Origin of the sequence: Pseudomonas sp. 382 (genome assembly GCF_002759075.1) — a bacterium.
GTDB lineage: Bacteria > Pseudomonadota > Gammaproteobacteria > Pseudomonadales > Pseudomonadaceae > Aquipseudomonas > Aquipseudomonas vlassakiae.
Window position 1 is genome coordinate 316,698 of sequence record NZ_PEMX01000003.1, and the last position, 23,695, is coordinate 340,392.

Annotated in this window: 15 protein-coding genes and 2 pseudogenes; 9 read left to right on the plus strand and 8 right to left on the minus strand. The window is 64.9% G+C overall.

Annotation, left to right across the window (positions count from 1 at the left end; genetic code table 11):
* Positions 1-65: 65 nt before the first annotated feature.
* The 5 genes from CQW31_RS06130 to tssA form a co-directional block, all read right to left on the minus strand.
* Positions 66-1,208 (minus strand): HlyD family secretion protein, encoded by a 1,143-nt coding sequence (locus CQW31_RS06130; RefSeq protein WP_099814074.1) that lies wholly within the window; start codon positions 1,206-1,208, stop codon positions 66-68.
* Positions 1,205-2,854 carry an MFS transporter gene (locus tag CQW31_RS06135; RefSeq protein WP_099814075.1) on the minus strand — a complete coding sequence of 550 codons (1,650 nt, stop codon included), beginning with the start codon at positions 2,852-2,854 and terminating at the stop codon, positions 1,205-1,207. The genes CQW31_RS06130 and CQW31_RS06135 overlap by 4 nt, the downstream gene beginning before the upstream one ends.
* Before the next feature lie 155 nt (positions 2,855-3,009).
* Positions 3,010-4,764 (minus strand): L-lactate permease, encoded by a 1,755-nt coding sequence (locus tag CQW31_RS06140; protein ID WP_054885789.1) that lies wholly within the window; start codon positions 4,762-4,764, stop codon positions 3,010-3,012.
* A gap of 186 nt (positions 4,765-4,950) precedes the next feature.
* A complete protein-coding gene (gene uvrA, locus CQW31_RS06145; protein ID WP_099814076.1) occupies positions 4,951-7,458 on the minus strand; it encodes an excinuclease ABC subunit UvrA in 2,508 nt (835 codons plus the stop codon).
* A gap of 171 nt (positions 7,459-7,629) precedes the next feature.
* A complete protein-coding gene (gene tssA / locus CQW31_RS06150) occupies positions 7,630-8,727 on the minus strand; it encodes a type VI secretion system protein TssA (RefSeq protein ID WP_099814077.1) in 1,098 nt (365 codons plus the stop codon).
* A gap of 119 nt (positions 8,728-8,846) precedes the next feature.
* Here tssA and CQW31_RS06155 point away from each other — a divergent pair.
* From CQW31_RS06155 to CQW31_RS06185, 7 genes and pseudogenes are all read left to right on the plus strand, one after another.
* A pseudogene (locus CQW31_RS06155) lies at positions 8,847-10,415 on the plus strand (GMC family oxidoreductase); the annotation flags it as partial.
* A gap of 12 nt (positions 10,416-10,427) precedes the next feature.
* Positions 10,428-11,666, plus strand: a complete 1,239-nt coding sequence (locus CQW31_RS06160; RefSeq protein ID WP_099814078.1) for a cytochrome c — start codon at positions 10,428-10,430, stop codon at positions 11,664-11,666.
* Positions 11,667-11,942: 276 nt separating this feature from the next.
* Positions 11,943-12,965: a LacI family DNA-binding transcriptional regulator gene (locus tag CQW31_RS06165; RefSeq protein ID WP_054886065.1), complete on the plus strand. Its 1,023-nt coding sequence runs from the start codon at positions 11,943-11,945 to the stop codon at positions 12,963-12,965.
* A 68-nt stretch (positions 12,966-13,033) separates the two neighbouring features.
* Positions 13,034-13,813 carry a sugar phosphate isomerase/epimerase gene (locus tag CQW31_RS06170; RefSeq protein WP_099814079.1) on the plus strand — a complete coding sequence of 260 codons (780 nt, stop codon included), beginning with the start codon at positions 13,034-13,036 and terminating at the stop codon, positions 13,811-13,813.
* Positions 13,806-14,756: a sugar kinase gene (locus CQW31_RS06175; protein WP_099814080.1), complete on the plus strand. Its 951-nt coding sequence runs from the start codon at positions 13,806-13,808 to the stop codon at positions 14,754-14,756. The genes CQW31_RS06170 and CQW31_RS06175 overlap by 8 nt, the downstream gene beginning before the upstream one ends.
* A 63-nt stretch (positions 14,757-14,819) precedes the next feature.
* A pseudogene (locus tag CQW31_RS06180) lies at positions 14,820-16,104 on the plus strand (MFS transporter).
* A gap of 17 nt (positions 16,105-16,121) precedes the next feature.
* On the plus strand, positions 16,122-17,087 hold the full coding sequence (locus CQW31_RS06185; RefSeq protein ID WP_099814082.1) for a D-glycerate dehydrogenase: 966 nt from the start codon (positions 16,122-16,124) through the stop codon (positions 17,085-17,087).
* A gap of 70 nt (positions 17,088-17,157) precedes the next feature.
* Here CQW31_RS06185 and cprA read toward each other — a convergent pair whose 3' ends face one another.
* On the minus strand, positions 17,158-18,306 hold the full coding sequence (cprA, locus tag CQW31_RS06190) for a cationic peptide resistance protein CprA (protein WP_054886070.1): 1,149 nt from the start codon (positions 18,304-18,306) through the stop codon (positions 17,158-17,160).
* Positions 18,307-18,779: 473 nt separating this feature from the next.
* Here cprA and CQW31_RS06195 point away from each other — a divergent pair, with 473 nt between their 5' ends.
* Complete coding sequence (locus CQW31_RS06195) at positions 18,780-19,106, plus strand: hypothetical protein (protein WP_099814083.1); 327 nt, start codon at positions 18,780-18,782, stop codon at positions 19,104-19,106.
* Positions 19,107-19,152: 46 nt separating this feature from the next.
* On the opposite strand, the gene CQW31_RS06200 is transcribed toward CQW31_RS06195, so the two are convergent.
* A complete protein-coding gene (locus tag CQW31_RS06200; protein ID WP_177332406.1) occupies positions 19,153-20,340 on the minus strand; it encodes an MFS transporter in 1,188 nt (395 codons plus the stop codon).
* Positions 20,341-20,440: 100 nt separating this feature from the next.
* On the minus strand, positions 20,441-21,820 hold the full coding sequence (locus CQW31_RS06205; RefSeq protein ID WP_099814084.1) for an APC family permease: 1,380 nt from the start codon (positions 21,818-21,820) through the stop codon (positions 20,441-20,443).
* A 302-nt stretch (positions 21,821-22,122) separates the two neighbouring features.
* Here CQW31_RS06205 and CQW31_RS06210 point away from each other — a divergent pair, with 302 nt between their 5' ends.
* Positions 22,123-23,616: an aldehyde dehydrogenase gene (locus CQW31_RS06210; protein ID WP_054886073.1), complete on the plus strand. Its 1,494-nt coding sequence runs from the start codon at positions 22,123-22,125 to the stop codon at positions 23,614-23,616.
* Positions 23,617-23,695 lie beyond the last annotated feature (79 nt).

The following is a 23,695-nucleotide window of genomic DNA, read 5'->3' on the forward strand; positions in this document are numbered from 1 at the left end:
ACCTACGGGCTAGAGCGGCGCAATCATGGCAGTACGGCATCTGGACAGGGTTCACAAAGCTGCGCTCAATGATGCCCTGGCGGCTCCCGGGTATCGATGCTGACCACCACCGACATCCCCGGGCGCAAGCGCGCAGCATCCGGTTGGTCGGGGTCGACGGTGATACGCACGGGGATGCGCTGGGCGATCTTGACGAAGTTGCCCGTGGCATTGTCGGCCTGCAGCAAGGCGAACTCCGAGCCGGTGGCCGGCGAAATCTGTTGCACATGGCCGTACAGCTTGAGGTGGTTCAAGGCATCGACAGTGAAGCTCACCGGCTGGCCGATACGCACGTCGGCCATCTGGGTTTCCTTCATGTTGGCGATCACCCACAGGGTATCGGGCACCAGCGCCATCAGCTGAGCGCCCGAGTTGACGTAGGCCCCCAGGCGCGTGCCGATCTGCCCCAGCTGGCCGTCACGCGGGGCGGTGACGCGGGTGTTGTCGAGGTCGATGCGGGCCAGTTCGACGGCGGCCTTGGCGTTTTCCACCGAGGCCTCCAGCGAGGCGCGGTTGACGATCACCGTTTCGCGGTCCTGGCGGGCGATTTCCAGCGCGGCCTTGGCCTGGGCCAGGCTGGCGACGGCGGCAGCCTCGCTGGCGCGGGCCAGGTCCAGCGCGCTGCGCGACACCGAACCATCGCTGACCAGGGCCTGGTTGCGGCCGAGGTCAGCCTTGGCTTTGGTCGCTTGGGCCGCGGCATCGCCGATCGCCGCCTGGCGCTGGGCGATGGTGGCTTCGGCACTGTTGCGCTGCTGCAGGTTGTTGGCCAGCGCCGCCTGCTGCTGTTGCAGTTGGGCGATGGCCTGGGCCAGGCGCTGTTTGTAGATGCGGTCGTCCAGCTGCACCAGCAGGTCGCCGGCCTTGACGAACTGGAAGTCATGCACGGGCACGTCGACGACATAGCCGCTGAGCTGCGGGCCGATGATCGTCACCTGGCCGCGGACCAGGGCGTTTTCGGTGCTTTCGATGGTGCTGCTGAACGGCGGCAGGTTCCAGGCATACAGCACCAGCAGGATGCCGGCCAGGGCCACACAGGCGAAGCTGATCGAGGACAGAATGCGCACGCGCCGTGTGCGCACCGGGCTGGTCGGTTCGCTGGGCGGTGTGCTGCCTTCCGGGGTTTCGGCGATGGCGGTGGTAGTCGAGGTGCGGGTTTGTTCGGTCATCGGTTGGCAGTACCGCTGGTGGAGTCGGATGAAGCAGCCTGGCGGGCGACATACCATAGCCAGGAGCCGCGAAGGGTAATCCAGATCATGGTCAGCACGGCGATGCTGCCGATCAGTACGAACACGTCGTTGTAGGCCATCACGTTGGCCTCGCGGGTGGCGGCGCTGGCCAGCACGCGCAGGCCGGCCTCGCTGCGCAATGCCGGGTCGGCGAGGACCCCGGCGTAACCGGCGCCGCCACTTTGCACGCGGGCATTGACCAGCGGTTCGAGGTAGCTGAGGCGGTCCATCAGGTGGCTGGAGTGGAACTTCTCGCGCCAGGTCTGGAAGGTGCCCAGCAGCGCTGCGCCGATCAGGCCACCGAGGTTGTTGCAGATGCCGAACAGCACCGAGAAACTCACCAGGTTGCGTGGGTTGGCACGCACGTGGCTGATGCCCAGGGCCATGGACGGGCCGAGGAAGAAGGTGCTGCCGAAGGCCAGCAGGAACTGGCTGAAGTACATCTGTGCCGGGCGTGTGAGGTTGCTCGAGCTGCTGTCCATGAACGCCCCGGTGGCCATCGCCAACAACGAGATGAACAGCGGGATCACCAGGTGCCTGGGGTCGATGGTCAATGCGCTGGTGGCCAGGCCCGCCACGGCGCCGAGCAGCATGATCCAGTACAGCGAGCGCATCTGTTCGCTGCCCATGTTCAGTAGCTGCAGAAAGCCCACGGCGCCGGTGGATTGCTCCGAGGTGACCATGCGGATCAGGATGACGCACAGGCCCAGGCGGATGATCGCGCCACTGCCCAGCCAGCGGGTCATCAGCAGTGGGTTCTGGCGGTTGTGCTCGATCGCCAGGCCAGTGAAGATCAAGGCGATCGAAGCGGCCAGGGCGACGCCGATCCAGGGCGCTTCCAGCCACCAGTCGATACGCCCGAGCGACAGCGCGGCGCACAACAGGGCGACGCCGCTGGCCATCAAGGTAAAGGTGAGAAAGTCCAGTGGCTCGAACGTCTTGAAGCGGTCACCGGGTGGCAGCTTGAGCAGCAACACGCAGCCCAGCGCGGCCAGTGCCAGGCCCAGTTCGAACAGATACAGGCCGCGCCATTCGGCGATCTGCAGCAGGTCTTCGGAAAAGATTCGCGCCAGCGGCAGGGCCAATTGCGAGGCACCCAGGCCCAGCACCATGGCCTTGAGCCGCCAGCGCTCAGGGAAGGCCTGGATCATGTAGTAAAGGCCCAGCGAACTGAGCGCTGCGCCGACCATGCCATGGGCGGCGCGCACGGCGATGGCCGAGTTGAGGTCGTTGACAAACAAGTGGGCGAAGGTGACCAGGGCGTAGAGCACCAGGAACACCTCGGTGAAGGCGCGCAGGCCGAACTGCTGGCGAAACTTGACCAGCAGCAGGTTGATCGACACGTTGGTCATCACATAGGCCGCCGGCAACCAGGCCATCTCGGCGCTGGTCGCGCCCAACGCGCCTTGCAGGAATACCAGGTTGGCGGTGACCAGTGCGTTACCCAGGCCACCGGTAATGGCCACCAGCAGGCCGACCACGCCATAGGCCAGGCGCTTGGCCGGCGTGTGCAGGGGCGTGGAAGGGGAGCCGGGGAGGCTGGGCTTCTCGTGCGGGAGCCACTGGCGTGGGGTGTATTTGTCCATGGGGCTGACTCTAGCACTGCCTTAAGCGTTTTTTGTAGGCGCGGCCTTGCGTCGCGATAGGGCCGCCAAGCGGCCCCAGGATATCAGCATGAACGCAGAGATTGCTGGGGCTGCTTCGCAGCCCTTTCGCGACACGAGGCCGCTCCTACAATGGCCTAGTGACCGACTACCATGGCGGTGAACGGCGCCACATAGGCCTGCAAGGTCACCAGCCCACCCACCAGCACCGCCAGCACGATCGAGTGGAAGAACACATAGCGCAGGATCTCGCCCTCATGCCCATACCAGCGGGTCGCGGTGGAGGCCACCACGATCGACTGGGCATCGACCATCTTGCCCATCACCCCACCGGAGCTGTTGGCGGCCGCCATCAGTACCGGGCTCAGCCCCAGCTGCTCCGCCGTCACCCGCTGCAGGCCGCCGAACAGCACGTTGGAGGCCGTGTCCGAGCCGGTGAGCGCCACCCCGAGCCAACCGAGCAGGGTGCCGAACATCGGGTAGAAGATGCCTGTGGCGGCAAACGCCAGGCCCATGGTCGCGTCCAGCCCCGAGTAGCGCGTGAGGAAGCCCAGCGCGAGCATGGCGACGATGGTGATGAGCGAATAGCGCACTACCCACAGCGTGCGTAAATATTGCCGCCCCAGCTCCAGAGGCGAGTAACCCATCAGCAATCCGCCGAGGATGGCCGCGAGAAAGATGCCGCTGCCGGTGGCGGTAAACCAGGTGAACTTGTACTGGGCGTCTTCTTTCTTCGGCGCGGGCACTACGGGTGGCACTTTCTCGATCTGCTGGTGGATCGAGTCGAAGGTGAACACCGGGGCGAACACCGGGTTGGCTTCACGCAGCGGCTTGCCCTGCGGGTCGAGCATTGCCGTGCCGCTGGCCGGGTCGAGTGCCGGGCGGGTGTCGAACAGGTTCTTGAAGCCTGCCGTGCCCCAGGCGAACACGAACACGGTCAGGATGATCCAGGGCAACCAGGCCTTGAACACGCTGCGCTGCCCGCTCTGGGCAAAGGTCGTCGCGGCAGCGGCCTTGCCGTCGTCTTCGACCTTGGAATTGTCGACCCGCCCGGTGAGCGCCGCCGAGGTATGCACGCTGGCCGGCTTCCACACCCGCAGGAAGCCGGTGAGGCAGGCCATGGAGATCAGTGCGGCGATCACGTCCACCAGCATCGGCCCGTGGAAGTTCGACACCAGGTACTGCGGCACTGCGAACGTCACCCCGGCCACCAGGATCGCCGGCCATACTTCGAGCATCTTGCGCCAGCCGGCAAAGGCCCAGATCAGCCAGAACGGCACGATCACCGAGAAGAAGGGCAGTTGCCGACCGACCATGGCCGACAGCTCCATTTCATCCAGCCCGGTAACCTTGGCCAGGGTGATGATCGGCGTGCCGAGCGCGCCGAATGCCACCGGCGCAGTGTTAGCGATCAACGCCAGCCCGGACGCGGCCAGCGGCGAGAAGCCCAGGCCGATGAGGATCGCCCCGGTCACCGCCACTGGCGTGCCGAAGCCGGCCGCCCCCTCGAAGAAGGCACCGAAGCAGAAGGCGATCAGCAGCAGTTGCAGGCGGCGGTCGTCGGTGATGCGCGCCAGCGAATCCTGCAGCACCTTGAACGAGCCGTTCTCGGTGGTCAGCCGGTGCAGGAAGATGATGTTGAGCACGATCCAGCCGATCGGCAGCAGGCCGTTGGCCGCGCCGTACAACGCCGCCGAGCCTGCCATGCTGGCCGGCATGCCGAAGGCGAAGATCGAGATCAGCAGCGCCGAGCCCAGGGCGAGCAGGGCAGCGATGTGCGCTTTGATGTGGAAGAAGGCCAATGCCGCCAGCATCACCACCACCGGTACGGCGGCCATCAGCGTCGAGAGCACGGGGCTTGCGAACGGGTCGTAGATTTGCTGCCAGACCATTTGCCACCTCGGTTGTTGTTATGTGAGGTATCGCGATTTTTGGGCAGTCGGCATGCAAGGATGCCAAGGGGAGTATAGGAAGGAATTTTTCTCCTGCGCCGACCTCTTCGCGGGCACGCCCGCTGCCACAGGATCCACACCATCCCTGTGGGAGCGGGCGTGCCCGCGAAGAGGCCGGCTCTGGCGCTACAAGGCTCGAGCCAGAAACTCGGCAGTACGACTCTCCCCACACCCAGCCACCGCCTGCGGGGTACCGCTGACCACCACCCGACCGCCGGCTTCTCCAGCCCCCGGCCCGATGTCGATCACCCAGTCACTCTGCGCTACCACACGCATGTCATGCTCGACCACCACCACGCTGTGCCCGGCCTCGACCAACCGATTGAGCTGCACCAGCAAGCGGTCGATATCCTGCGGGTGCAGCCCGTTGGTCGGTTCGTCCAGCACGTACAAGGTCGCCCCACGGGCCACGCGCTGCAGCTCGGTGGCCAGCTTGATCCGCTGCGCCTCGCCACCGGACAGTTCGGTAGCCGGTTGCCCCAGGCGCAGGTAGCCCAGGCCGATATCCTGCAGCACCTGCAGGCAACGCCGCGCCGCCGGCTGCTCGGCGAACACCTCTAGCGCCTGCTCGACTGTCAGTTGCAGCACTTGGGCGATGTTCATGCCTTGCCAGCTCACCGCCAGCGTCTCGGGGTTGTATCGAGCGCCGTGGCAGACCGGGCAGGGCGCGTAGACGCTGGGCATGAACAGCAGTTCGACGCTGACGAAGCCCTCGCCCTCGCAGTTCTCGCAACGGCCCTTGGCCACGTTGAACGAGAAACGCCCGGCATCGAAACCGCGGGCCTTGGCCTGTTCGGTGGCGGCGAACAGCTTGCGCACATGATCGAACAGCCCGGTGTAGGTTGCCAGGTTGGAGCGTGGCGTGCGGCCGATCGGCTTCTGGTCCACCTGCACCAGCCGCTTGATGCTGTCGAGCCCGGCAGTCACACGCCCGGCACTGTACTGCTCGGGTTCGTCTTCAAGGCTTTGTTCGTCAGCCTCGGCCTTCTGCCCGGCATGACCGAGGTGGGCGCCGACCAGCTCCAGCAGAGCCTGGCTGACCAGGCTCGACTTGCCCGAACCGGAAATGCCGGTGACCGAGGTGAAGCAGCCCACTGGAAAGCGGGCGCTGAGATTGTCGAGGTTGTTGCGGGTAATGCCTTCCAGCACCAGCCAGTCGTGTGGCTGGCGTGGCGTGCGCGCATGGCGCTGCTGCTCGGTGAACAGGTAGGCGGCAGTGCGCGAGGCTTCGACCTGTGCCAGGCCGGCTGGCGGGCCACTGTAGAGAATCTGCCCGCCATGCTCGCCGGCAGCGGGGCCGACGTCCACCAGCCAGTCGGCGCGGCGCATGGTGTCCAGGTCATGCTCCACTACATACACCGAGTTGCCCGCCTTTTTGAGCCGCTGCAAGGCATCGAACAGCGCTTCGCTGTCGGCCGGGTGCAGGCCGGCGGAAGGCTCGTCGAGGACGTAGATCACGCCAAACAGCTGCGAGTTGAGCTGGGTGGCCAGGCGCAGGCGTTGCAGCTCGCCGAACGACAGCGTCGGCGTGCTGCGTTCCAGTGCCAGGTAACCCAGGCCCAGGTCGATCAGGGTGTCGATACGTTCCAGCAGTTCATGAGCGATGCGTTGTGCGGCCAGGCGCTTTTCCAGGGTCAGGTTGTCGTCGTGCTGCTCCAGGTAGCCCGGCGCTGCAACCTGGCGGAACACCTCGGCCAATGCCTGCAACGGCAGCCGCGACAGCTCACCAATGTCGCGGCCGGCGAAGGTCACCTCCAGCGCCGCACGCTTGAGTCGCTTGCCCTGGCACAGCGGGCACGGGCTGGGGCGCATGTACTGCGACACGCGCTTGCGCATCTGTGCGCTCTGCGAGTGCATGAAGGTATGCAGCACGTAGCGCCGGGCACCACTGAAGGTGCCCTGGTAGCTCGGTTCGAGCTTGCGCTTGAGTGCGGCGCGGGTCTGTGCCGGTGTCAGGCCGGCGTACACCGGTACCGTCGGTGTCTCCTCGGTATAGAGGATCCAGTCGCGCTGTGCCTGTGGCAAGTCGCGCCAGGGGATGTCGACGTCATAGCCCAGGGTCACCAGGATGTCGCGCAGGTTCTGCCCCTGCCAGGCCATCGGCCACGCCGCCACGGCGCGCTCGCGGATAGTCAGCGACGGGTCGGGGACCATGGTCGCCTCGGTCACCTCATATACACGCCCCAGCCCATGGCACTCGGGGCAGGCGCCTTGCGGGGTATTGGGCGAAAAGTCCTCGGCGTACAGCATCGGCTGCCCGGCCGGGTAGCTGCCGGCGCGGGAGTAGAGCATGCGGATCGAGCTGGACAGGGTGGTGACGCTGCCCACCGACGAGCGCGCGCTGGGCGTGCCGCGTTGCTGCTGCAGGGCCACGGCCGGGGGCAGGCCTTCGATGGCATCGACATCCGGCACGCCGACCTGGTCGATCAGGCGCCGGGCATAGGGGGCGACCGATTCGAAGTAGCGGCGTTGGGCCTCGGCGTAGAGGGTGGAGAAGGCCAGCGAAGACTTGCCCGAGCCGGACACCCCGGTGAACACCACCAGGGCGTCACGGGGGATGTCGACGTCGATGTTCTTGAGGTTGTGCTCGCGGGCGCCACGGACGCGGATGAAGCCGGGGGGAGTGTGCAACATGGGGCGGTCCTTGGCAGTGAAGAGCGCTCAAGGTAGCAGTATTTATGCTGGCTGTGCCGGCCTCTTCGCGGGACAAGCCCGCTCCCACACGTACTGCACAGGTTTCAGACTATGTGCGGTCCCTGTGGGAGCGGGCTTGCCCGCGAAGAGGCCCGTAAGCCTTGCACAGGATCAGGACCTTGGCTCGCGGGTGCCAAGCACATCGCGGATGTTGTCCACCACATTGCTGTCCTTGATCACGTCGCTCAGCCAGCCTTCCAGCGGCATGTTGCCCCACTTGATGGCGCGTTCTATCAGGTAGGGCACGGGGCTTTGCGGCTCGCTGTGCTTGAAGAACTGGGCAATGCCCGCGAGCATGGTGAAGGCCTCGTCGCGGGTCAGGGGCGTGGTGCGCATGGGCGCAGGCGCGGTGGCCTGGACGGACGTGTTCATCGGTTCACCTGCTTCGCTGGAGGGGGCAACGGTGGCGACGGGTTCTGCGGCCGGGGTGACAACCGGGTGCAGTTCGACGCCGCGGTCCTTGAGCAGTTTTTCCGCCAGATGGCTGGCACGCGACAGCATGTCGGCTAGGCTGGCGAAGCTTGGAGCTTCGTGGCCGAACAGGCGGTCGGTGCTGGCCTGCAAGCGGTTGCAGGCCTGCAGGCTGGCGGCAATCTGCAAGGCCTTGGCGCGCAAGTGCTCGGTATCGCTGAGGGCGACCGAGCGCTGGAAGATCTCGGCGTTGATCTTGCCTTCGTTCAGCGCGGTCTGCATCGCCTTGGGGTTCTGCAAGGCGAGGTTTTCTACATGGCGTGATTCGTCATAGCGCAGCACGCCAAAATTCTGCCCCTGGGTAATGGGCAAGCCACCGGCAATGTCGGTGAGCGTGGTCTTGAGCCAGGAAAGTCGCGCGGCGCGCTCCTCCAGGCCGTCTTCGAGCGACGGATAGACGCTGTCCCAAAACGTGTCGAGGATGCGTTCTGTCAGCTCCAGGCCGAAACTGATGCCTTCGAAATGCTCGCGTTGGGCCAGGCCTTCACAGAGCCAGGCGACCAGCATCAGGTCCTTGCTCTGTTGCGCCAGCCCCTGGGCCGAAAGGGCGATGACCTGTTCCCAGTCGGCGGTTTTCAGGTCGGTCTGCCAGTCGCCCTGGGTCAGGTAGTCAGGGTCTGCCCGGCGCGCCTCCTTGATCTGGTCGAACAAGGCGGAGAAGCTCAAGTCTTCGCCACTGCCACCGTCGATCGGTGCGGCCAGCTCGGCCAGCGAAAGGTCATTGAGGATTTCAGGCATAAAACACTCTGGTCAGGGGAGGGAAGCAGCGCGCCGGCCCAGCCGGCACGCTGCGGAACATGGGCCGCCTGCGCGGCCCATGGGCAAGCAAGTACTTAGGCGAACACTTTGTTCTTGAGACGGTGACCATCCGCCACAGCGTCAACGATGTCGCGCTGCCCAACCGCCAGCTTGGCGCCTTCCTGCCGGGCAAGGGCGTCGGTGGCGCGGGCCTGCACTGGTCAGGCGTGCACTTTCGGGTCGACCCGATGGAGTTGCGCATGCGCAGCCATTACGAGGAACGCTACGGCAAGCGCTTCATTCCCGAAGACATGACCATCCAGGACTTCGGCGTCAGCTACGAAGAACTCGAGCCGCACTTCGATTTCGCCGAGAAGGTGTTCGGCACCTCGGGCCAGGCCTGGACCGTCAATGGCAAGCTGGTGGGCGAAGGGAAGGGCGGCAACCCCTACGCGCCTGACCGTTCCAGCCCGTTCCCACTGCCGGCGCAGAAGAACGTGGTATCGGCCAAGCTGTTCGAACAGGCCGCCGCCAGCCTCGGCTACAGGCCCTACAACCTGCCGTCGGCCAACACCTCCGGGCCGTACACCAACCCGTACGGCGCGCAGATGGGGCCGTGCAACTTCTGCGGGTTCTGCAGCGGCTACGTCTGCTACATGTACTCCAAGGCTTCGCCGAACGTGAACATCCTGCCGGCCCTGCGCCAGGTGCCGAATTTCGAGTTGCGCGCCAACGCCCATGTGCTGCGGGTGAACCTCGACGACAGCAAGCGCAAGGCAACCGGCGTGACCTACATCGACGCCCAGGGCCGCGAAGTGGAGCAGCCAGCGGACATCGTCATCCTCGCCGCCTTCCAGTTCAACAACGTGCGCCTGATGCTGCTGTCCGGCATCGGCAAGCCTTACGACCCGATCAAGAACGAAGGCGTGGTCGGGCGCAACTTCGCCTACCAGAACATGGGCACGGTCAAGGCGTTCTTCGACAAGGACACCTACACCAACAACTTCATCGGTGCCGGCGGCAACGGCGTGGCCATCGACGACTTCAACGCCGACAACTTCGACCATGGCCCGCATGGCTTCGTCGGCGGCTCGCCGATGTGGGTGAACCAGGCCGGCACCCGGCCTATAGCCGGAGGCGGCACGCCACCGGGCACCCCGGCCTGGGGCAGCGCCTGGAAAAAGGCCACGGCCGACTACTACACCCACCAGGTGTCGATGGACGCCCACGGTGCGCACCAGTCGTACCGCGGCAACTACCTCGACCTCGACCCCACCTACCGCGACGCCTACGGCCAGCCGTTGCTGCGCATGACCTTCGACTGGCAGGAAAACGACATCAGGATGAACCAGTTCATGGTCGACAAGCTGAGCAAGATCGCCCAGGCGATGAACCCAAAGTCGATCGCCGTGCTTGGCAAGAAGGTCAAGGAACACTTCAACACCGCCAACTACCAGACCACCCACCTCAACGGCGGCGCGATCATGGGCAACGACCCGAAGACCAGCGCGCTGAACCGCTACCTGCAGAGCTGGGACGTGCACAACGTGTTCGTCCCCGGTGCTTCGGCATTCCCTCAGGGCCTGGGCTACAACCCCACTGGCCTGGTGGCGGCGCTGACCTATTGGTCGGCCCGGGCGATCCGCGAGCAGTACCTGAAGAACCCCGGCCCGCTGGTCCAGGCTTGAGGAGCGATGAACATGAAGAACCTGTTGATCGCCACCCTGCTGCTGGGCGCTGCCACTGCCACCCAGGCCGACGAGGCCCTGGTGAGGCAAGGGGAATATCTGGCCCGCGCCGGTGACTGCGTGGCCTGCCACACCGCCAAGGGCGGCAAGCCCTTTGCCGGCGGGCTGCCGATGGAAACCCCGATCGGCACGGTGTACTCCACCAACATCACCCCGGACGCCAGCGGCATCGGCCAGTACAGCTTCGCCGACTTCGACCGGGCCGTGCGTCAAGGCATTGCCAAGGACGGCAGTACCTTGTACCCGGCGATGCCGTACCCGTCCTATGCGCGGGTCAGCGACGACGACATGCAGGCGCTGTATGCGTACTTCATGCAAGGCGTCGAACCGGTGGCGCAGCCCAACAAACCGACCGATATACCGTGGCCGCTGAGCATGCGCTGGCCGCTGTCGATCTGGCGCGGGCTGTTCGCCCCCGAGATCAAGGCCTGGCAGGCGCCGGCGGGTGCGGACCCGGTGGTCAGCCGTGGCGCCTACCTGGTCGAAGGCCTGGGCCACTGTGGCGCCTGCCACACCCCGCGCGCCCTGACAATGCAGGAGGAGGCCCTAAGCCCTGCGGATGGCGAGCAGTTCCTGGCCGGCAGTGCGCCGCTGGAGGGCTGGATCGCCAAGAACCTGCGGGGCGACCACAAGGACGGCCTGGGCAACTGGAGCGAGGCGCAGCTGGTGCAGTTCCTCAAGACTGGACGCAGTGACCGCAGCGCAGTGTTCGGTGGCATGAGCGATGTGGTCGAGCACAGCATGCAGCACCTGAGCGATGCCGACCTGACCGCCATCGCCCGGTACCTGAAGACCTTGCCGCCAGGCGATCCGAACGACACGCCGCACGTGTATGACAAGCAGGTGGCCGAGGCCTTGTGGCAGGGCGATGACAGCAAGCCGGGGGCGTCGGTGTACATCGACAACTGCGCAGCGTGCCACCGCACCGATGGCCATGGCTACAGCCGGGTGTTCCCGGCGCTGGCCGGCAACCCGGTCGTGCAGACGGCCGATGCCACCTCGCTGATCCATGTGGTGCTGGCGGGCGCGACCGTGCCGGCCACGCAGACGGCGCCGTCGAACTTCAGCATGCCGCCATTCGGCTGGCGCCTGAGTGACCAGGAAGTGGCGGATGTGGTCAATTTCATTCGTAGCAGCTGGGGTAACCAGGGCAGCCCGGTCAGCGCCGCTGATGTGAAACCTCTCCGCTGAGCCCAGCAGAAAACCACCGTGGGAGCGGGCTTGCCCGCGAACACCGGCGAAGCCGGTGCCATACACCGATTTGCCTGCTTCGCGGGCAAGCCCGCTCCCACAAGTTTTTCCTATTTAATATTCATAAAGATCAAGAAGTTAAGAAGCATACCTGTTGCTTTACCTCATTCTCCCTGTGACACTCCCCAAAAAGGCAGGTTGACGAACGCGCAAGGTTTTGCTGTATTGAAACCGGTTTCATTCGCTGTCACCGACAACAATCACAAGGGACCCGCAATGACCGATTCACCCTCCAGTCCCCGCGAGCGGGTGACTATCAGTGAAGTGGCACGTGTGGCCGGGGTCTCCAAGGCCACGGTCTCGCGCTACATCGGCGGCGATCGCCAGCTGCTGGCTGAGGCGACCGCCAAGCGCCTGGAGCAGGTCATCGAGCGCCTGGGCTACCGGCCCAACCAGATGGCCCGCGGCCTCAAGCGTGGCCAGACGCGTCTGATCGGCATGCTCGTGGCCGATATCCTCAATCCCTATTCAGTGGCCGTGATGCATGGCGTGGAAACCGCCTGCCGCCAGCACGGTTACAGCCTGGTGGTGTGCAACACCAACCGTGACGACGAGCAGGAGCGCCATCACCTGACGGCCCTGCAGTCGTACAACGTCGAAGGGCTGATCGTGAACACCCTCGGCCGCCACCCCGGCGAACTGCTCAACCTGCAGCGCGACATCCCCATGGTACTGGTCGACCGGCAACTCCCCGAGCTGAAGGTCGACCTGGTCGGCCTGGACAACGCCGATGCCGTCGAACAGGCCCTGGACCACCTGCAGGCCCAAGGCTACCGCGACATTCTCGCGGTCACCGAACCGCTCGATGGCACCAGCTCGCGCCTGGAGCGGGTGCAAGCCTTCACCGCGTCGATCAGCAACCGCAACGGCATGCGCCAGCAGCTGCTGGAGGTCGATACCGGCCTGCCGGCCAAGCTCGGTGCCTTCCTGGCCAGCAAGGGCCACGGCCCGCAGGCGATCTTCACCTTCAACGGCGTGGCCACCTTGGCGGTTACCCGGGTGTTGCACGATTCAGGCTGCAAGCTGTTCAGCGACGTGGGCCTGATTGCCCTCGACGAACTGGACTGGTACCCGCTGGTCGGCAGCGGCATCACTGCCCTGGCCCAGCCTACCGAGCGCATTGGCGTGGCCGCGTTCGAGTGCCTGCTCGAGCGCCTGCGCGGCAGTGGCGATGCGCCGCGACGCATCGATTTCAAGGCGCAGCTGATCACCCGAGGTTCCACTCAAGCACAGGGATAACTGCGGGCAGCCAGGCTGCCCGCAGGGCTGCAATCAAAAATGAAACCGGTTTCATAAGGACAACAACAATGCATGAGAACCCCGTTTCCATCAGCCTCTCGAGCTACGGCGCCAGCCTTGTGCGGCAGCGTGGCCAGATGGGCTTCATCGAACTGCTGGCGGCTGCTGGCGTCACTCGCATCGAACTGCGCGAAGAGTTGTTCGACGAGGCTCCCGACACGGCCGCGCTTGCGGCAGCGATCGCTGCCTCGGGCCTTGAGTGCCTGTACTCCTCGCCGCTGGAGCTGTGGACGGCGCAAGGCGAGCCAGCCCCGGAGCTGCCGGCGAAGCTGGCGCTGGCCAAGGCCCTGGGCGCCGTGGCGCTGAAGGTCTCGCTTGGGCATTACCATGAGCAATGCGATGTCGCTGCCTTGCAGCCGCTGCTGCGCGAGGGTAACCCTGTATTACTGGTGGAAAATGACCAGACCGCACAAGGCGGGCGCATCGAGCCGCTGCTGCGGTTCTTCCAGCACGCACAAGGTTGGGCCTTGCCGCTGGGCATGACCTTCGACATCGGCAACTGGCAATGGCAGGGCGAGTCCGCGCTGCAGGCCGCTCGCCAGCTCGGCCGCTGGGTACGCTACGTGCACTGCAAGGCGGTGCTGCCAGGCGCAGATGGCCGCTTGCACGCCGTACCGCCAAAGGCGGCCGACCTGTTGGCCTGGGAGGCGCTGTTCGATGAATTCAGCCCCGGGCTGGTGCGTGCGGTCGAATACCCGCTGGTTGGTGATGACCTGCTGGCGTTGACCCGCGCCCAGGTGCACAACCTGGCTAGGCTGGGGCTGGGCGAGGAGGTGAGCCATGCTTGAACATGACGTGCTGTGTTTCGGTGAAACCATGGCCATGTTCGTTGCCGAACAGCCCGGCGACCTGGCCAGTGTGGGCCGCTTTGGCAAGCGCATTGCCGGCGCCGACAGCAACGTGGCCATCGGTCTGGCCCGGCTGGGCTTTCGCGTGCGCTGGCTGAGCCGCGTGGGCGATGACTCGCTGGGGCGCTTCGTGCTGGCCAGCCTGCGCGAGGAAGGCCTGGATTGCAGCCGCGTCGAAGTCGATGGCAGCCGCCCGACGGGCTTTCAGCTGAAAAGCCGCTGCGATGATGGCAGTGACCCGGTTGTGGAGTACTTTCGCAGCGACTCCGCCGCCAGCCGCCTCTCCACTGCGCTGCTCGACCCGGCATTGCTGCAGGCCCGCCACCTGCATGCCACCGGCATTCCGCCCGCGCTGTCGGCCAGTTGCCGGGCACTGTCCCATGCTCTGGTCGAGGGCATGCGCGAGGCCGGGCGCAGCGTGTCCTTCGACCCGAACCTGCGCCCGTCACTGTGGCCTGACCGCACGACCATGATCCGTGAGATCAACGCCCTGGCCGTGAAGGCCCACTGGGTGCTGCCGGGCCTGGAAGAAGGCCGTTTGCTGACCGGCCGGCAGACACCCGCCGACATCGCTGCCTTCTACCTCGACCAGGGGGTGGAGCACGTGGTGATCAAGCTTGGCGATGCGGGTGCCTATTACCGCACTGGCCATGGCGCAGGGCAGGTTGCCCCGGTGCCGGTGGCCAAGGTGGTGGACACCGTGGGCGCCGGCGATGCCTTTGCCGTCGGCGTGGTCAGCGCGCTGCTCGAAGGCCGCCCGCTGGCCGACGCGGTGGCGCGCGGCAACTGGTGCGGCAGCCGCGCCGTGCAATCACGTGGCGACATGGAAGGCCTGCCACACCGCCACCAATTGCAAGCGCACGAACTGCGCAGAAGTGCCTGAACCGCTGAACGCCGGCATGCCGGCCCTGTTGCGACAAAAACAACAAGCTCAGGAGAACGTTTCATGCAATCGACTCGCCTCTCACCACGTCGCTGGTGGTACATCATCCCGATCGTCTTCATCACCTACAGCCTGGCCTACCTGGACCGCGCCAACTACGGCTTCGCCGCGGCCTCGGGCATGGCCGACGACCTGAAAATCACCCCCGTGCTGTCTTCGCTGCTGGGTGCGCTGTTCTTCCTGGGGTACTTCTTCTTCCAGGTGCCCGGCGCGATCTACGCCGAAAAGCGCAGCGTGAAGAAACTGATCTTCGTCAGCCTGATCCTCTGGGGCGGCCTGGCCACGCTGACCGGGATGATCAGCAACGTCTACCTGCTGATTGCCATCCGCTTCCTGCTCGGAGTGGTGGAAGCGGCGGTGATGCCGGCCATGCTGGTGTACCTGTGCCACTGGTTCACCCGCGCCGAACGATCGCGGGCCAACACCTTCCTGATGCTGGGTAACCCGGTGACCATCTTGTGGATGTCGGTGGTCTCGGGCTACCTGATCAAGCACTTCGACTGGCGCTGGATGTTCATCATCGAAGGCCTGCCGGCGGTGCTCTGGGCCTTTATCTGGTGGCGCCTGGTGGATGACCGGCCGGCCCAGGTGACGTGGCTGAGCGAGCGGGAAAAGGCCAGCCTGGAGCAGGCCCTGGCGGCCGAACAGCAAGGCATCAAGCCGGTGAAGAACTACCGCGAAGCATTCCGCTCGCCGCAGGTGATCGTGCTGTCGTTGCAGTACTTCTGCTGGAGCATCGGTATATATGGCTTCGTGCTGTGGCTCCCGTCGATTCTCAAGCAGGCAGCCAATGTCGATATCGTCGAGGCCGGCTGGTTGGCCTCGGTGCCGTACATGGCGGCGGTGCTGGCCATGGTCGGGGTGTCATGGGCCTCGGACCGCCTGCAGAAGCGCAAGCGTTTCGTCTGGCCACCGCTGTTGATCGCCGCCGTGGCGTTCTATGGCTCCTACGCGCTGGGCACCGAGCATTTCTGGCTGTCCTACGCGCTGCTGGTGCTTGCCGGTGCCTGCATGTACGCACCCTATGGCCCGTTCTTCGCCATCGTGCCGGAGATTCTGCCGAGCAACGTGGCCGGCGGGGCCATGGCGCTGATCAACAGCATGGGCGCGCTGGGTTCGTTTGCTGGCTCTTGGCTGGTTGGCTACCTGAACGGCGCCACTGGCGGCCCGGGTGCCTCTTACCTGTTCATGTCGGGGGCACTGCTGACGGCCGTGGCGCTGACCGCGGTACTAAAAACCTCACAGACCTCGGGCCGGGCCAAGCGCGGCGGCCCACGCCTGGCCATGAGCCAATAGGAAGCTGCAATGAAAAAACGCATCGTCTTGTACAAGCACCTGTCCGACGCCTTGCTGGCAAAGCTTGAGGAACAGGTAGACGTCACCTGGGTGGACACCCGCGCTGCGGACGGGCTGGCACGCCTTCGTGATGCGCTACCCGGGGCGCATGGCCTGTTGGGCGCCAGCTTGCGCCTGGACACTGAACTGCTCGACCTGGCACCGCAACTGGAGGTGATTGCCAGCGTGTCGGTGGGCGTCGACAACTATGACATCGCGGACCTGACACGGCGCGGGGTAATGCTGACCAATACCCCGGACGTGCTCACCGAAACCACCGCCGATACCGGCTTCGCACTGCTCCTGGCCACCGCGCGGCGGGTGGTGGAGCTGGCCGGTTGGGTGCGTGCGGGGAAATGGCAGGCCAGCCTGGGGCCGGCGCACTTCGGCACCGATGTGCACGGCAAGACCTTGGGGATCGTCGGCATGGGGCGCATTGGTGAAGCATTGGCCCGGCGTGGCGCGGCCGGCTTCGGCATGCGTGTGCTGTACCACAGCTCGCGGGCCAAGCCAGAAGTGGAGGCACGCCATGGGGCGCGTTATCGCAGCCTGGATGGGTTGCTGACCGAGTCGGACTATGTGTGCCTGACGGTGCCGCTCAGTGCCACGACCGAGGGCCTGATCGGCGCCCGCGAGCTGGGGTTGATGAAGCCCGAGGCGATACTGGTGAACATTGCCCGCGGGCGGGTGGTGGATGAGACCGCCTTGATCGAAGCGCTGCAACAGAAGCGGATTGGCGGGGCAGGGCTGGACGTATTCGTGCGCGAGCCGTTGGCTGCCGATTCGCCGCTGCTGCAGCTCGACAATGTGGTGGCGACGCCACATATCGGTTCAGCGACCCATGAGACGCGGGAGGCCATGGCGCGCTGTGCGGTGGACAACCTGCTGAGTGCCTTGGCAGGCCAGCGTCCGCCGAACCTTGTCAACGTGCAGTAACGCCTAAACCGGTGGGCGCGGGCATGCCCGCCCCCCCACCGGTGGGCCGGGTCATGCTTGGCAGGGTGGCTTACTTGAAATCCCACTGCATCTGGGTGGCGATGCTCACACCACTGGACGATTTCACGCATACATCCAGGTAATCGGTGAACCGCGGTGGCACGGCGATGCCTTCTTCAAGCAAACGGCTGTTGTCGAACAGGTAGTTGAGGTCGGCGAAGCCGCTGTACAGGCGCAGGGCGCGCAATACCAGGCGTGGGTTGGCCGGGCCGATGCGCGCTTCGAAGTCCTGCGCCAGGCTCTTCAGGTCATCGACATCGACCTTGCGGTAACGTTCGCCCACGGGTGCCGCGCCATTGGCCTGGGCAAAGGCCTGGTCAATCTCGGCAAAGGTGCAAGCGGCCTGATGGCCGGCGGAGATGTGGTACAGGTTGTGCTCCAGGCGTGGCTTGAGGGTCAGGCCGATCAGCGCCTCGGCGCAGTAGTCCACCGGGATCACATCGATCTGTTCGTCCAGCTCGCAGGTGAAACTCTCCAGGGCAAAGCCCATGCGGAACACCCAGAAGATGCTCGCCGAGGCCTGGCAGCCCAGGGTGCGGTGGCCCACCACGATGGACGGGCGCGCCACCACCAGCGGCAGTTGCGGCAGTTGTTCGCTCATGCGTCGTTCGATTTCGGCCTTCGAGGCGGTGTAGTCGACCAACTGCTGCTCGGCAGCCGGGAACTCCCAGGACTCGCTGATCGGCGATTCGCGTTGCGGCCCGCAGCTCATCGCCGTGCCCACGTGCAGGAAGCGCTTGAGGCGCGTCGAGCGGCTCATCACTTCGGCGAAGGCGTAGGTGCCTTCGACATTGACCGGCCAGATGTTCGGGTTCTTCGAGAACGAGGCCACCGCCGCGCAGTTGATCACCCGATCGATTTGCATCAGCCGGGGTGTGGCGTCTGTCAGCCAACGGGTATCGAGGAAGTCGCCGCACAGGATCTGGTCGGCGCGCAGGGCCAGGCAGTCACGCTCGGCAACGCCATGCTGGCGCAGGTTGTCGCGCAGGCGTTCGAGGCCTTGCTCACAGCTGTCGGCGCGCACCAGGAAACACAGGTTGGCGCTACGGCCGTTGGCAATCAGTTGGGCCGTTACCGAACCGCCAAGAAACCCGGTGGCGCCGGTCAGCAGTATATGTTCGTGAAGGTCGAAGTTAATGTGTGGGGCAGGCGCGTTCATAAACTTCCTCTGAAAAGTTTATTGGCTGTTATCGAGGTTTGAGCTCGTGCCTGGAGCGCGCAGGGACTGGCGTTCAGCTCGGAGCGGAGGCGATTGTCAGGCGGTTTGATAGCGGGGCAATTAACGAAATGCAGGTTTCATATGAAACAAAAGTTAATGAAAAGTTGGGGCGCCGTTAATTAGAAGATGCGCCATGCAAAGATGACACAGGCTGTGTTATCAAGCAGTGAGATGAATGTGAAAAATACCTTCGCTGCACGGACCTAAACAGGGCTGAAAAAGACCAGCCGCGAGCACAGCTCGCGACGCCGCAGGCGTTCCATTGACCGCTGCAAAATTTTTTTTTCACAGCGGTGCCACTTTTTCGATATCACGACACTCCCACCCTTACGTGTTATCTCTTTCGGATGACGGGAGTGCCAGACAAAATGCCGCTGACGTTTACGCCACAACAGCAGTTGAGGAGTTGCGCGATGCAGCTGATGTGCCCGCGCGCGGGCGAACTGTTTGCGCGCATCAATGAAGCCTTGTCGCAAAGCCCGGAGGCCTGTGAGCGCGAGGAGCTCTCGGAGACGCTATTGGCGCGCATCGAGGATATGGTCGCCGACAAACCCCAGGCAACGGCGTTCTTTGCCTATCAGCTGCATGCCTGGAGTAACGAAGGCTACCTGCCGCCGCACTGCGTCACGGCGTTGTACATGGTGGGCAAGGCATTGCACGGCAGTGCGGCGCAGGAAGTCGAACTGGCGCCGTCGACCAGGGTCTCGCTGGAACGTTTGCTGGCTATTACCCAGCGTTGATCCCGGCCCCGTCGCGGCAAGCCTGCGAAGAGGCCGGTAAAGGGGCTCAGTGCCCGCCCTTCATGCGGCGTGCCACCAGGTAGATCAGCAACCCCGCCAAGGCGGTTGCAGCACCGATGTAACCGGTGCTGGTCCAGCCCAGGCCAGCGCTGATGGCCATGCCGCCGAGCCAGGGGCCCAGAGCGTTGGCCAGGTTGAAGGCGGCATGGTTGGAAGCGGCCGCCAGGCTTGGCGCTTCATGGGCGATGTCCATCAGGCGGATCTGCAGCGGCGCGGCCAGGGCGATCATGGTGCCGACCAGGCCGATCCCCAACAGCACCGACCACAGCGCCTGGGCGGCGAAGCTGAAGAACAGCAGCACCGCCGCCGACCACACCAGCACGATGCCCACGGCGCGGAACTGCAGGCGGTCGAACAGCTTGCCGCCGGCAATGTTGCCGATGATGCCGCCAGCGCCGAACGCGGCCAGGCCGAAGGGGATCCATTCCGGCGCCACCTGGGTAACCTGCAGCATGGTCGGCGCCAGGTAGCTGAATACGCAGAACATGCCGGCAAAGCCGATCGCGGCAATGCCCAAGGCCATCCATACCTGCGGCAGGGTAAAGGCTTGCAGTTCCTTGCGCGGGTCGCTGCGGGGCTCATCGTCGGGCTGCGGCACGTATCGCCAGACCAGGGCGATGGTGCACAGGGCAATGGTGCCGACCAGGATGAACGCCGAACGCCAGCCGAACAACTGACCGAGGAAGGTTGCCATCGGGTTGCCCAGCAGCATCGCCAGGGTCAGGCCCATCATCACCCGCGCCACGGCGCCGGCGCGCTGGTTGCTCGGCACCATGCTCGACGCCACCACGGCGGCGATGCCGAAGTAGGCGCCATGGGGAAGGCCGCTGATGAAGCGGAAGGCCACCATGCTGGTGAACGACGGGGCAAAGGCGGTGGCCAGGTTGCCGATGGCATACAGCGCCATGAGCCACAGCAGCATGTGCTTGCGCAGCAGCTTGGCACCGAGGATGGCCAGGGTCGGGGCGCCGACCACCACACCCAGCGCGTAGGCGCTGATGGCATGGCCAACTTGCGGCTCGCTCAGTTGCAAGTTGCTGGCGATATCGGGCATCAGGCCCATGATGGCGAATTCGCCAGTGCCGATGGCGAAGCTGCCCAGCGCCATGGCAGCTTCCATCTTGCCGACCTTGCCCTTGGTCGTGGCGAGCGGCGGTAATTCCTGAACAGACATTGCGGTCCCTTATGAAACATGCTGAAACGTTTAATGAGGGATCATACCATTCGAGGGGGCAGGGGGGGTGGACGACAGCTTTGCAGCGCCTGGCACCCGCTCAATCGGCCATCTGCAATTCCGGCAACTTCACCCGAAATGCCTTGGTCAACCCGAGCAGGCAAAGGAACCCCACGCCCATCCAGCTCAAGCCAATGGTGAAGGACATGCTCGACAGGCTGGTCCACAGCCAGATCGTGCCAAGGAAGCCGAGCGCCGGGATCGCCCCGTACAGCAGGCAGTTGCGCATCCCTCGCAACTGCTGGTCCACCAGGTAGTGCTTGACCACCGCCAGGTTCACCGCCGAAAAGGCGAACAGGGCGCCGAAGCTGATCATGTTGGCCACGGTATCCAAGGTGATGAACAGCGCCACCAGCGACAGCAGGCTGACCAGCATGATTGCCGTCGCCGGCACGCGTTTCCTGGTCACCAGCTGGCCAAACATCCGCGGCAGCGCGCCATCACGGCCCATGGCGAACAGCACCCGCGATACGCTGGCCTGGGACACCATCGCCGAGGCGAAGCAGCCGGCCACATAGGTCGCGGTGAAGGCCGTCACCAGGTATTCGCCGCCGACCCGACGCATCACGTCTACCGACGCCGAATCCGGGTCGGCGAAGCTGGCCCAGTCGGGGAACACCATCTGCGCGAAGTACGACACCACCAGGAACAGCAGGCCACCGATCAACGACACCGCCATGATCGCCTGCGGGATGCGCCGGGTCGGGTTGCTGGTTTCCTCGGCCATGGTCGACACCGCATCGAAGCCGAGGAACGACAGGCACAGCACCGCCGCGCCGGTCATGATCAGTGGCACGCTGAAACCTTCATGATGGAACGGCGCCAGCAGCGACACCGGCGCGGCCTGGCTGTCCATGTGGCGAATCGACAGCGCGACGAACACCACGATGAACACCAGCTGAGCCACCACCAGGACCCAGTTGACCCGGGTGATCGACTCGATGCCGATCAGGTTGAGGAAGGTCACCAGAGCGATCGACCCGGCCACCCATACCCAGGCATGGATGGCCGGGAAGTACTCGGACATGTAGATGCCGATCAACAGATAGCTGAGCAGCGGCAGGAAGATGTAGTCGAGCAGCAAGGTCCAGCCGGCGATAAAGCCGAAGTGGCTGCCGAACGCCTTGCGTGTGTAGGTGTAGACGGAACCGGAATAGGGATGGGCCTGGACCATGCGGCCGTAACTGTAGGCCGTCAGCAGCATGGCGGCGAGGGTGAGGATGTAGGCGATGGGCAGGTGACCCTTGGTCATCTGGGTGACCAGGCCATAGGTGGTGAAGACGGCAAGCGGGACCATGTAGGCGAGGCCGAACAGGACCAGCGCGGTCATGCCCATGGACTTTCTGAAGCGGCCTGCAGGGTTGCTGGCTGACGCAGGCTGAGGGTGATGGGGCTGGGCTGTAGTTGTTGTTGTATGCATGGCTGACTCCTGAAATGGGATGCAGGAAGCTGCAGTAGGCGAACGGGCTCGCTACTGGTGAGGGAGTTGGGGTGGGGCTGGGATGGCGCGGCTCGAATGCTCCCACACTCGATGAGGCCTCGAAATCACCCTTTGGGGGGAGCATTGCGTGCTGGTCGCGTAAACCCTGGCGCCCGTCGCTGGCGAGTTTTTTCCTCTGCAAGGGGCAACAAAAAGCTGGTTTCGCCGGGCCTGTGGCTGGGCCAAGAATGTTCGCCAGACCCATAACAATCGGACCGCACGGACGGTCGTCAGGAGTGTGTATGTACGATCTCGGATACTGGCAACAGCGCGCGGCAGGGCTTAGCTTGCCAGACAAGGCCTCGATCGGCGGCCGCCAGCTGGGGGCCGCCAGCGGTGCAACGTTCGACGCCATCAACCCTGCGACCCGCCAGCTGCTAGCCCGTGTCGCTGCCTGTGACCAGGCCGACGTCGACCTTGCCGTCAGCACGGCGCGCAAGGCGTTCGAGCAAGGGCCTTGGCCGCGCATGGCGCCCGTCGAGCGCAAGAAGGTACTGCTGCGCCTGGCCGAGCTGATCATGGCCCATCGCGAAGAACTGGCGCTGCTGGACTCGCTGAACATGGGCAAACCTGTGATGGATGCCTACAACATCGACGTGCCCGGTTCGGCCCATGTCTTCGCCTGGTATGGCGAGGCGCTCGACAAGCTCTACGACCAGGTCGCGCCGACCGCCGCCAATGCCCTGGCCACCATCACCCGCGAAGCGCTGGGTGTGGTAGCCGCGGTGGTGCCGTGGAACTTCCCGCTCGACATGGCCGCCTGGAAACTCGCCCCGGCGCTGGCAGCCGGCAACAGTGTGGTGCTCAAGCCCGCCGAGCAATCGCCGTTTTCGGCCTTGCGCCTGGCCCAGCTGGCGCTGGAGGCCGGCCTGCCGGAAGGCGTGCTCAACGTGGTCCCGGGCCTTGGCGAAACGGCTGGGCGTGCACTGGGCCTGCACCCGGACGTCGATTGCCTGGTGTTCACCGGGTCTACCCAGGTCGGCAAGTACTTCATGCAGTACTCGGCCCAATCCAACCTCAAGCAGGTGTGGCTGGAGTGTGGCGGCAAGAGCCCGAACCTGGTGTTCGCCGACTGTCAGGACCTGGACCTGGCGGCGGAGAAGGCTGCCTTTGGCATCTTTTTCAACCAGGGCGAGGTGTGCTCGGCCAACTCGCGGTTGTATGTGCAGCGCTCGATCCATGACGCGTTCATCGAACGCCTGCAGGCCAAGGCCCGCCAGTGGCAGCCAGGCAACCCGCTGGATCCGGCCAGCCGTGCGGGTGCCATTGTCGACGCCGAGCAGACCACGCGCATTGCCCGGGCCATCGGCCAGGCCCATGAGGAAGGTGCGCGGCTGGTCTGTGGCGGGCAACGTCTGAGCATCGGGACCTCGGACAACTTTATCGAGCCGACCATCTTCGCCGGTGTCGACAAGCGCATGAGCCTGGCCCGGGACGAGGTGTTCGGCCCGGTGCTGGCGGTCAGTGCGTTCGATACCGAGGACGAAGCGATTGGCCTGGCCAACGACAGCCTCTACGGCCTGGCGGCGTCGGTGTGGAGCGACGACCTGAATCGCGCGCACCGGGTTGCCCGTGCGCTCAAGGCCGGTACGGTGTCGGTGAACACCGTCGATGCGCTGGATGTGACCGTGCCGTTTGGCGGTGGCAAGCAGTCCGGGTTCGGCCGCGACCTGTCGCTGCATTCGTTCGACAAGTACTCGCAGCTGAAGACCACCTGGTATCAGCTGCGCGGCTGAGTGACAGGTTGCCAAGGAGCATCCCGAGCTGGCGCTGCTCCAAGCAGCTCCAACCACTCATGTACCTGGCCTGATGGAT

What these genes read in the sequence shown, in the direction of transcription:
- uvrA (WP_099814076.1), bottom strand. Translation starts at nt 7,458, where the DNA reads ATGTTGCACACTCCCCCCGGCTTCATCCGCGTCCGTGGCGCCCGCGAG.
- CQW31_RS06210 (WP_054886073.1), top strand. Translation starts at nt 22,123, where the DNA reads ATGTACGATCTCGGATACTGGCAACAGCGCGCGGCAGGGCTTAGCTTG.
- CQW31_RS06165 (WP_054886065.1), top strand. Translation starts at nt 11,943, where the DNA reads ATGACCGATTCACCCTCCAGTCCCCGCGAGCGGGTGACTATCAGTGAA.
- CQW31_RS06175 (WP_099814080.1), top strand. Translation starts at nt 13,806, where the DNA reads ATGCTTGAACATGACGTGCTGTGTTTCGGTGAAACCATGGCCATGTTC.
- CQW31_RS06140 (WP_054885789.1), bottom strand. Translation starts at nt 4,764, where the DNA reads ATGGTCTGGCAGCAAATCTACGACCCGTTCGCAAGCCCCGTGCTCTCG.
- CQW31_RS06195 (WP_099814083.1), top strand. Translation starts at nt 18,780, where the DNA reads ATGCAGCTGATGTGCCCGCGCGCGGGCGAACTGTTTGCGCGCATCAAT.
- tssA (WP_099814077.1), bottom strand. Translation starts at nt 8,727, where the DNA reads ATGCCTGAAATCCTCAATGACCTTTCGCTGGCCGAGCTGGCCGCACCG.
- cprA (WP_054886070.1), bottom strand. Translation starts at nt 18,306, where the DNA reads ATGAACGCGCCTGCCCCACACATTAACTTCGACCTTCACGAACATATA.
- CQW31_RS06130 (WP_099814074.1), bottom strand. Translation starts at nt 1,208, where the DNA reads ATGACCGAACAAACCCGCACCTCGACTACCACCGCCATCGCCGAAACC.
- CQW31_RS06185 (WP_099814082.1), top strand. Translation starts at nt 16,122, where the DNA reads ATGAAAAAACGCATCGTCTTGTACAAGCACCTGTCCGACGCCTTGCTG.
- CQW31_RS06205 (WP_099814084.1), bottom strand. Translation starts at nt 21,820, where the DNA reads ATGCATACAACAACAACTACAGCCCAGCCCCATCACCCTCAGCCTGCG.
- CQW31_RS06170 (WP_099814079.1), top strand. Translation starts at nt 13,034, where the DNA reads ATGCATGAGAACCCCGTTTCCATCAGCCTCTCGAGCTACGGCGCCAGC.
- CQW31_RS06160 (WP_099814078.1), top strand. Translation starts at nt 10,428, where the DNA reads ATGAAGAACCTGTTGATCGCCACCCTGCTGCTGGGCGCTGCCACTGCC.
- CQW31_RS06200 (WP_177332406.1), bottom strand. Translation starts at nt 20,340, where the DNA reads ATGTCTGTTCAGGAATTACCGCCGCTCGCCACGACCAAGGGCAAGGTC.
- CQW31_RS06135 (WP_099814075.1), bottom strand. Translation starts at nt 2,854, where the DNA reads ATGGACAAATACACCCCACGCCAGTGGCTCCCGCACGAGAAGCCCAGC.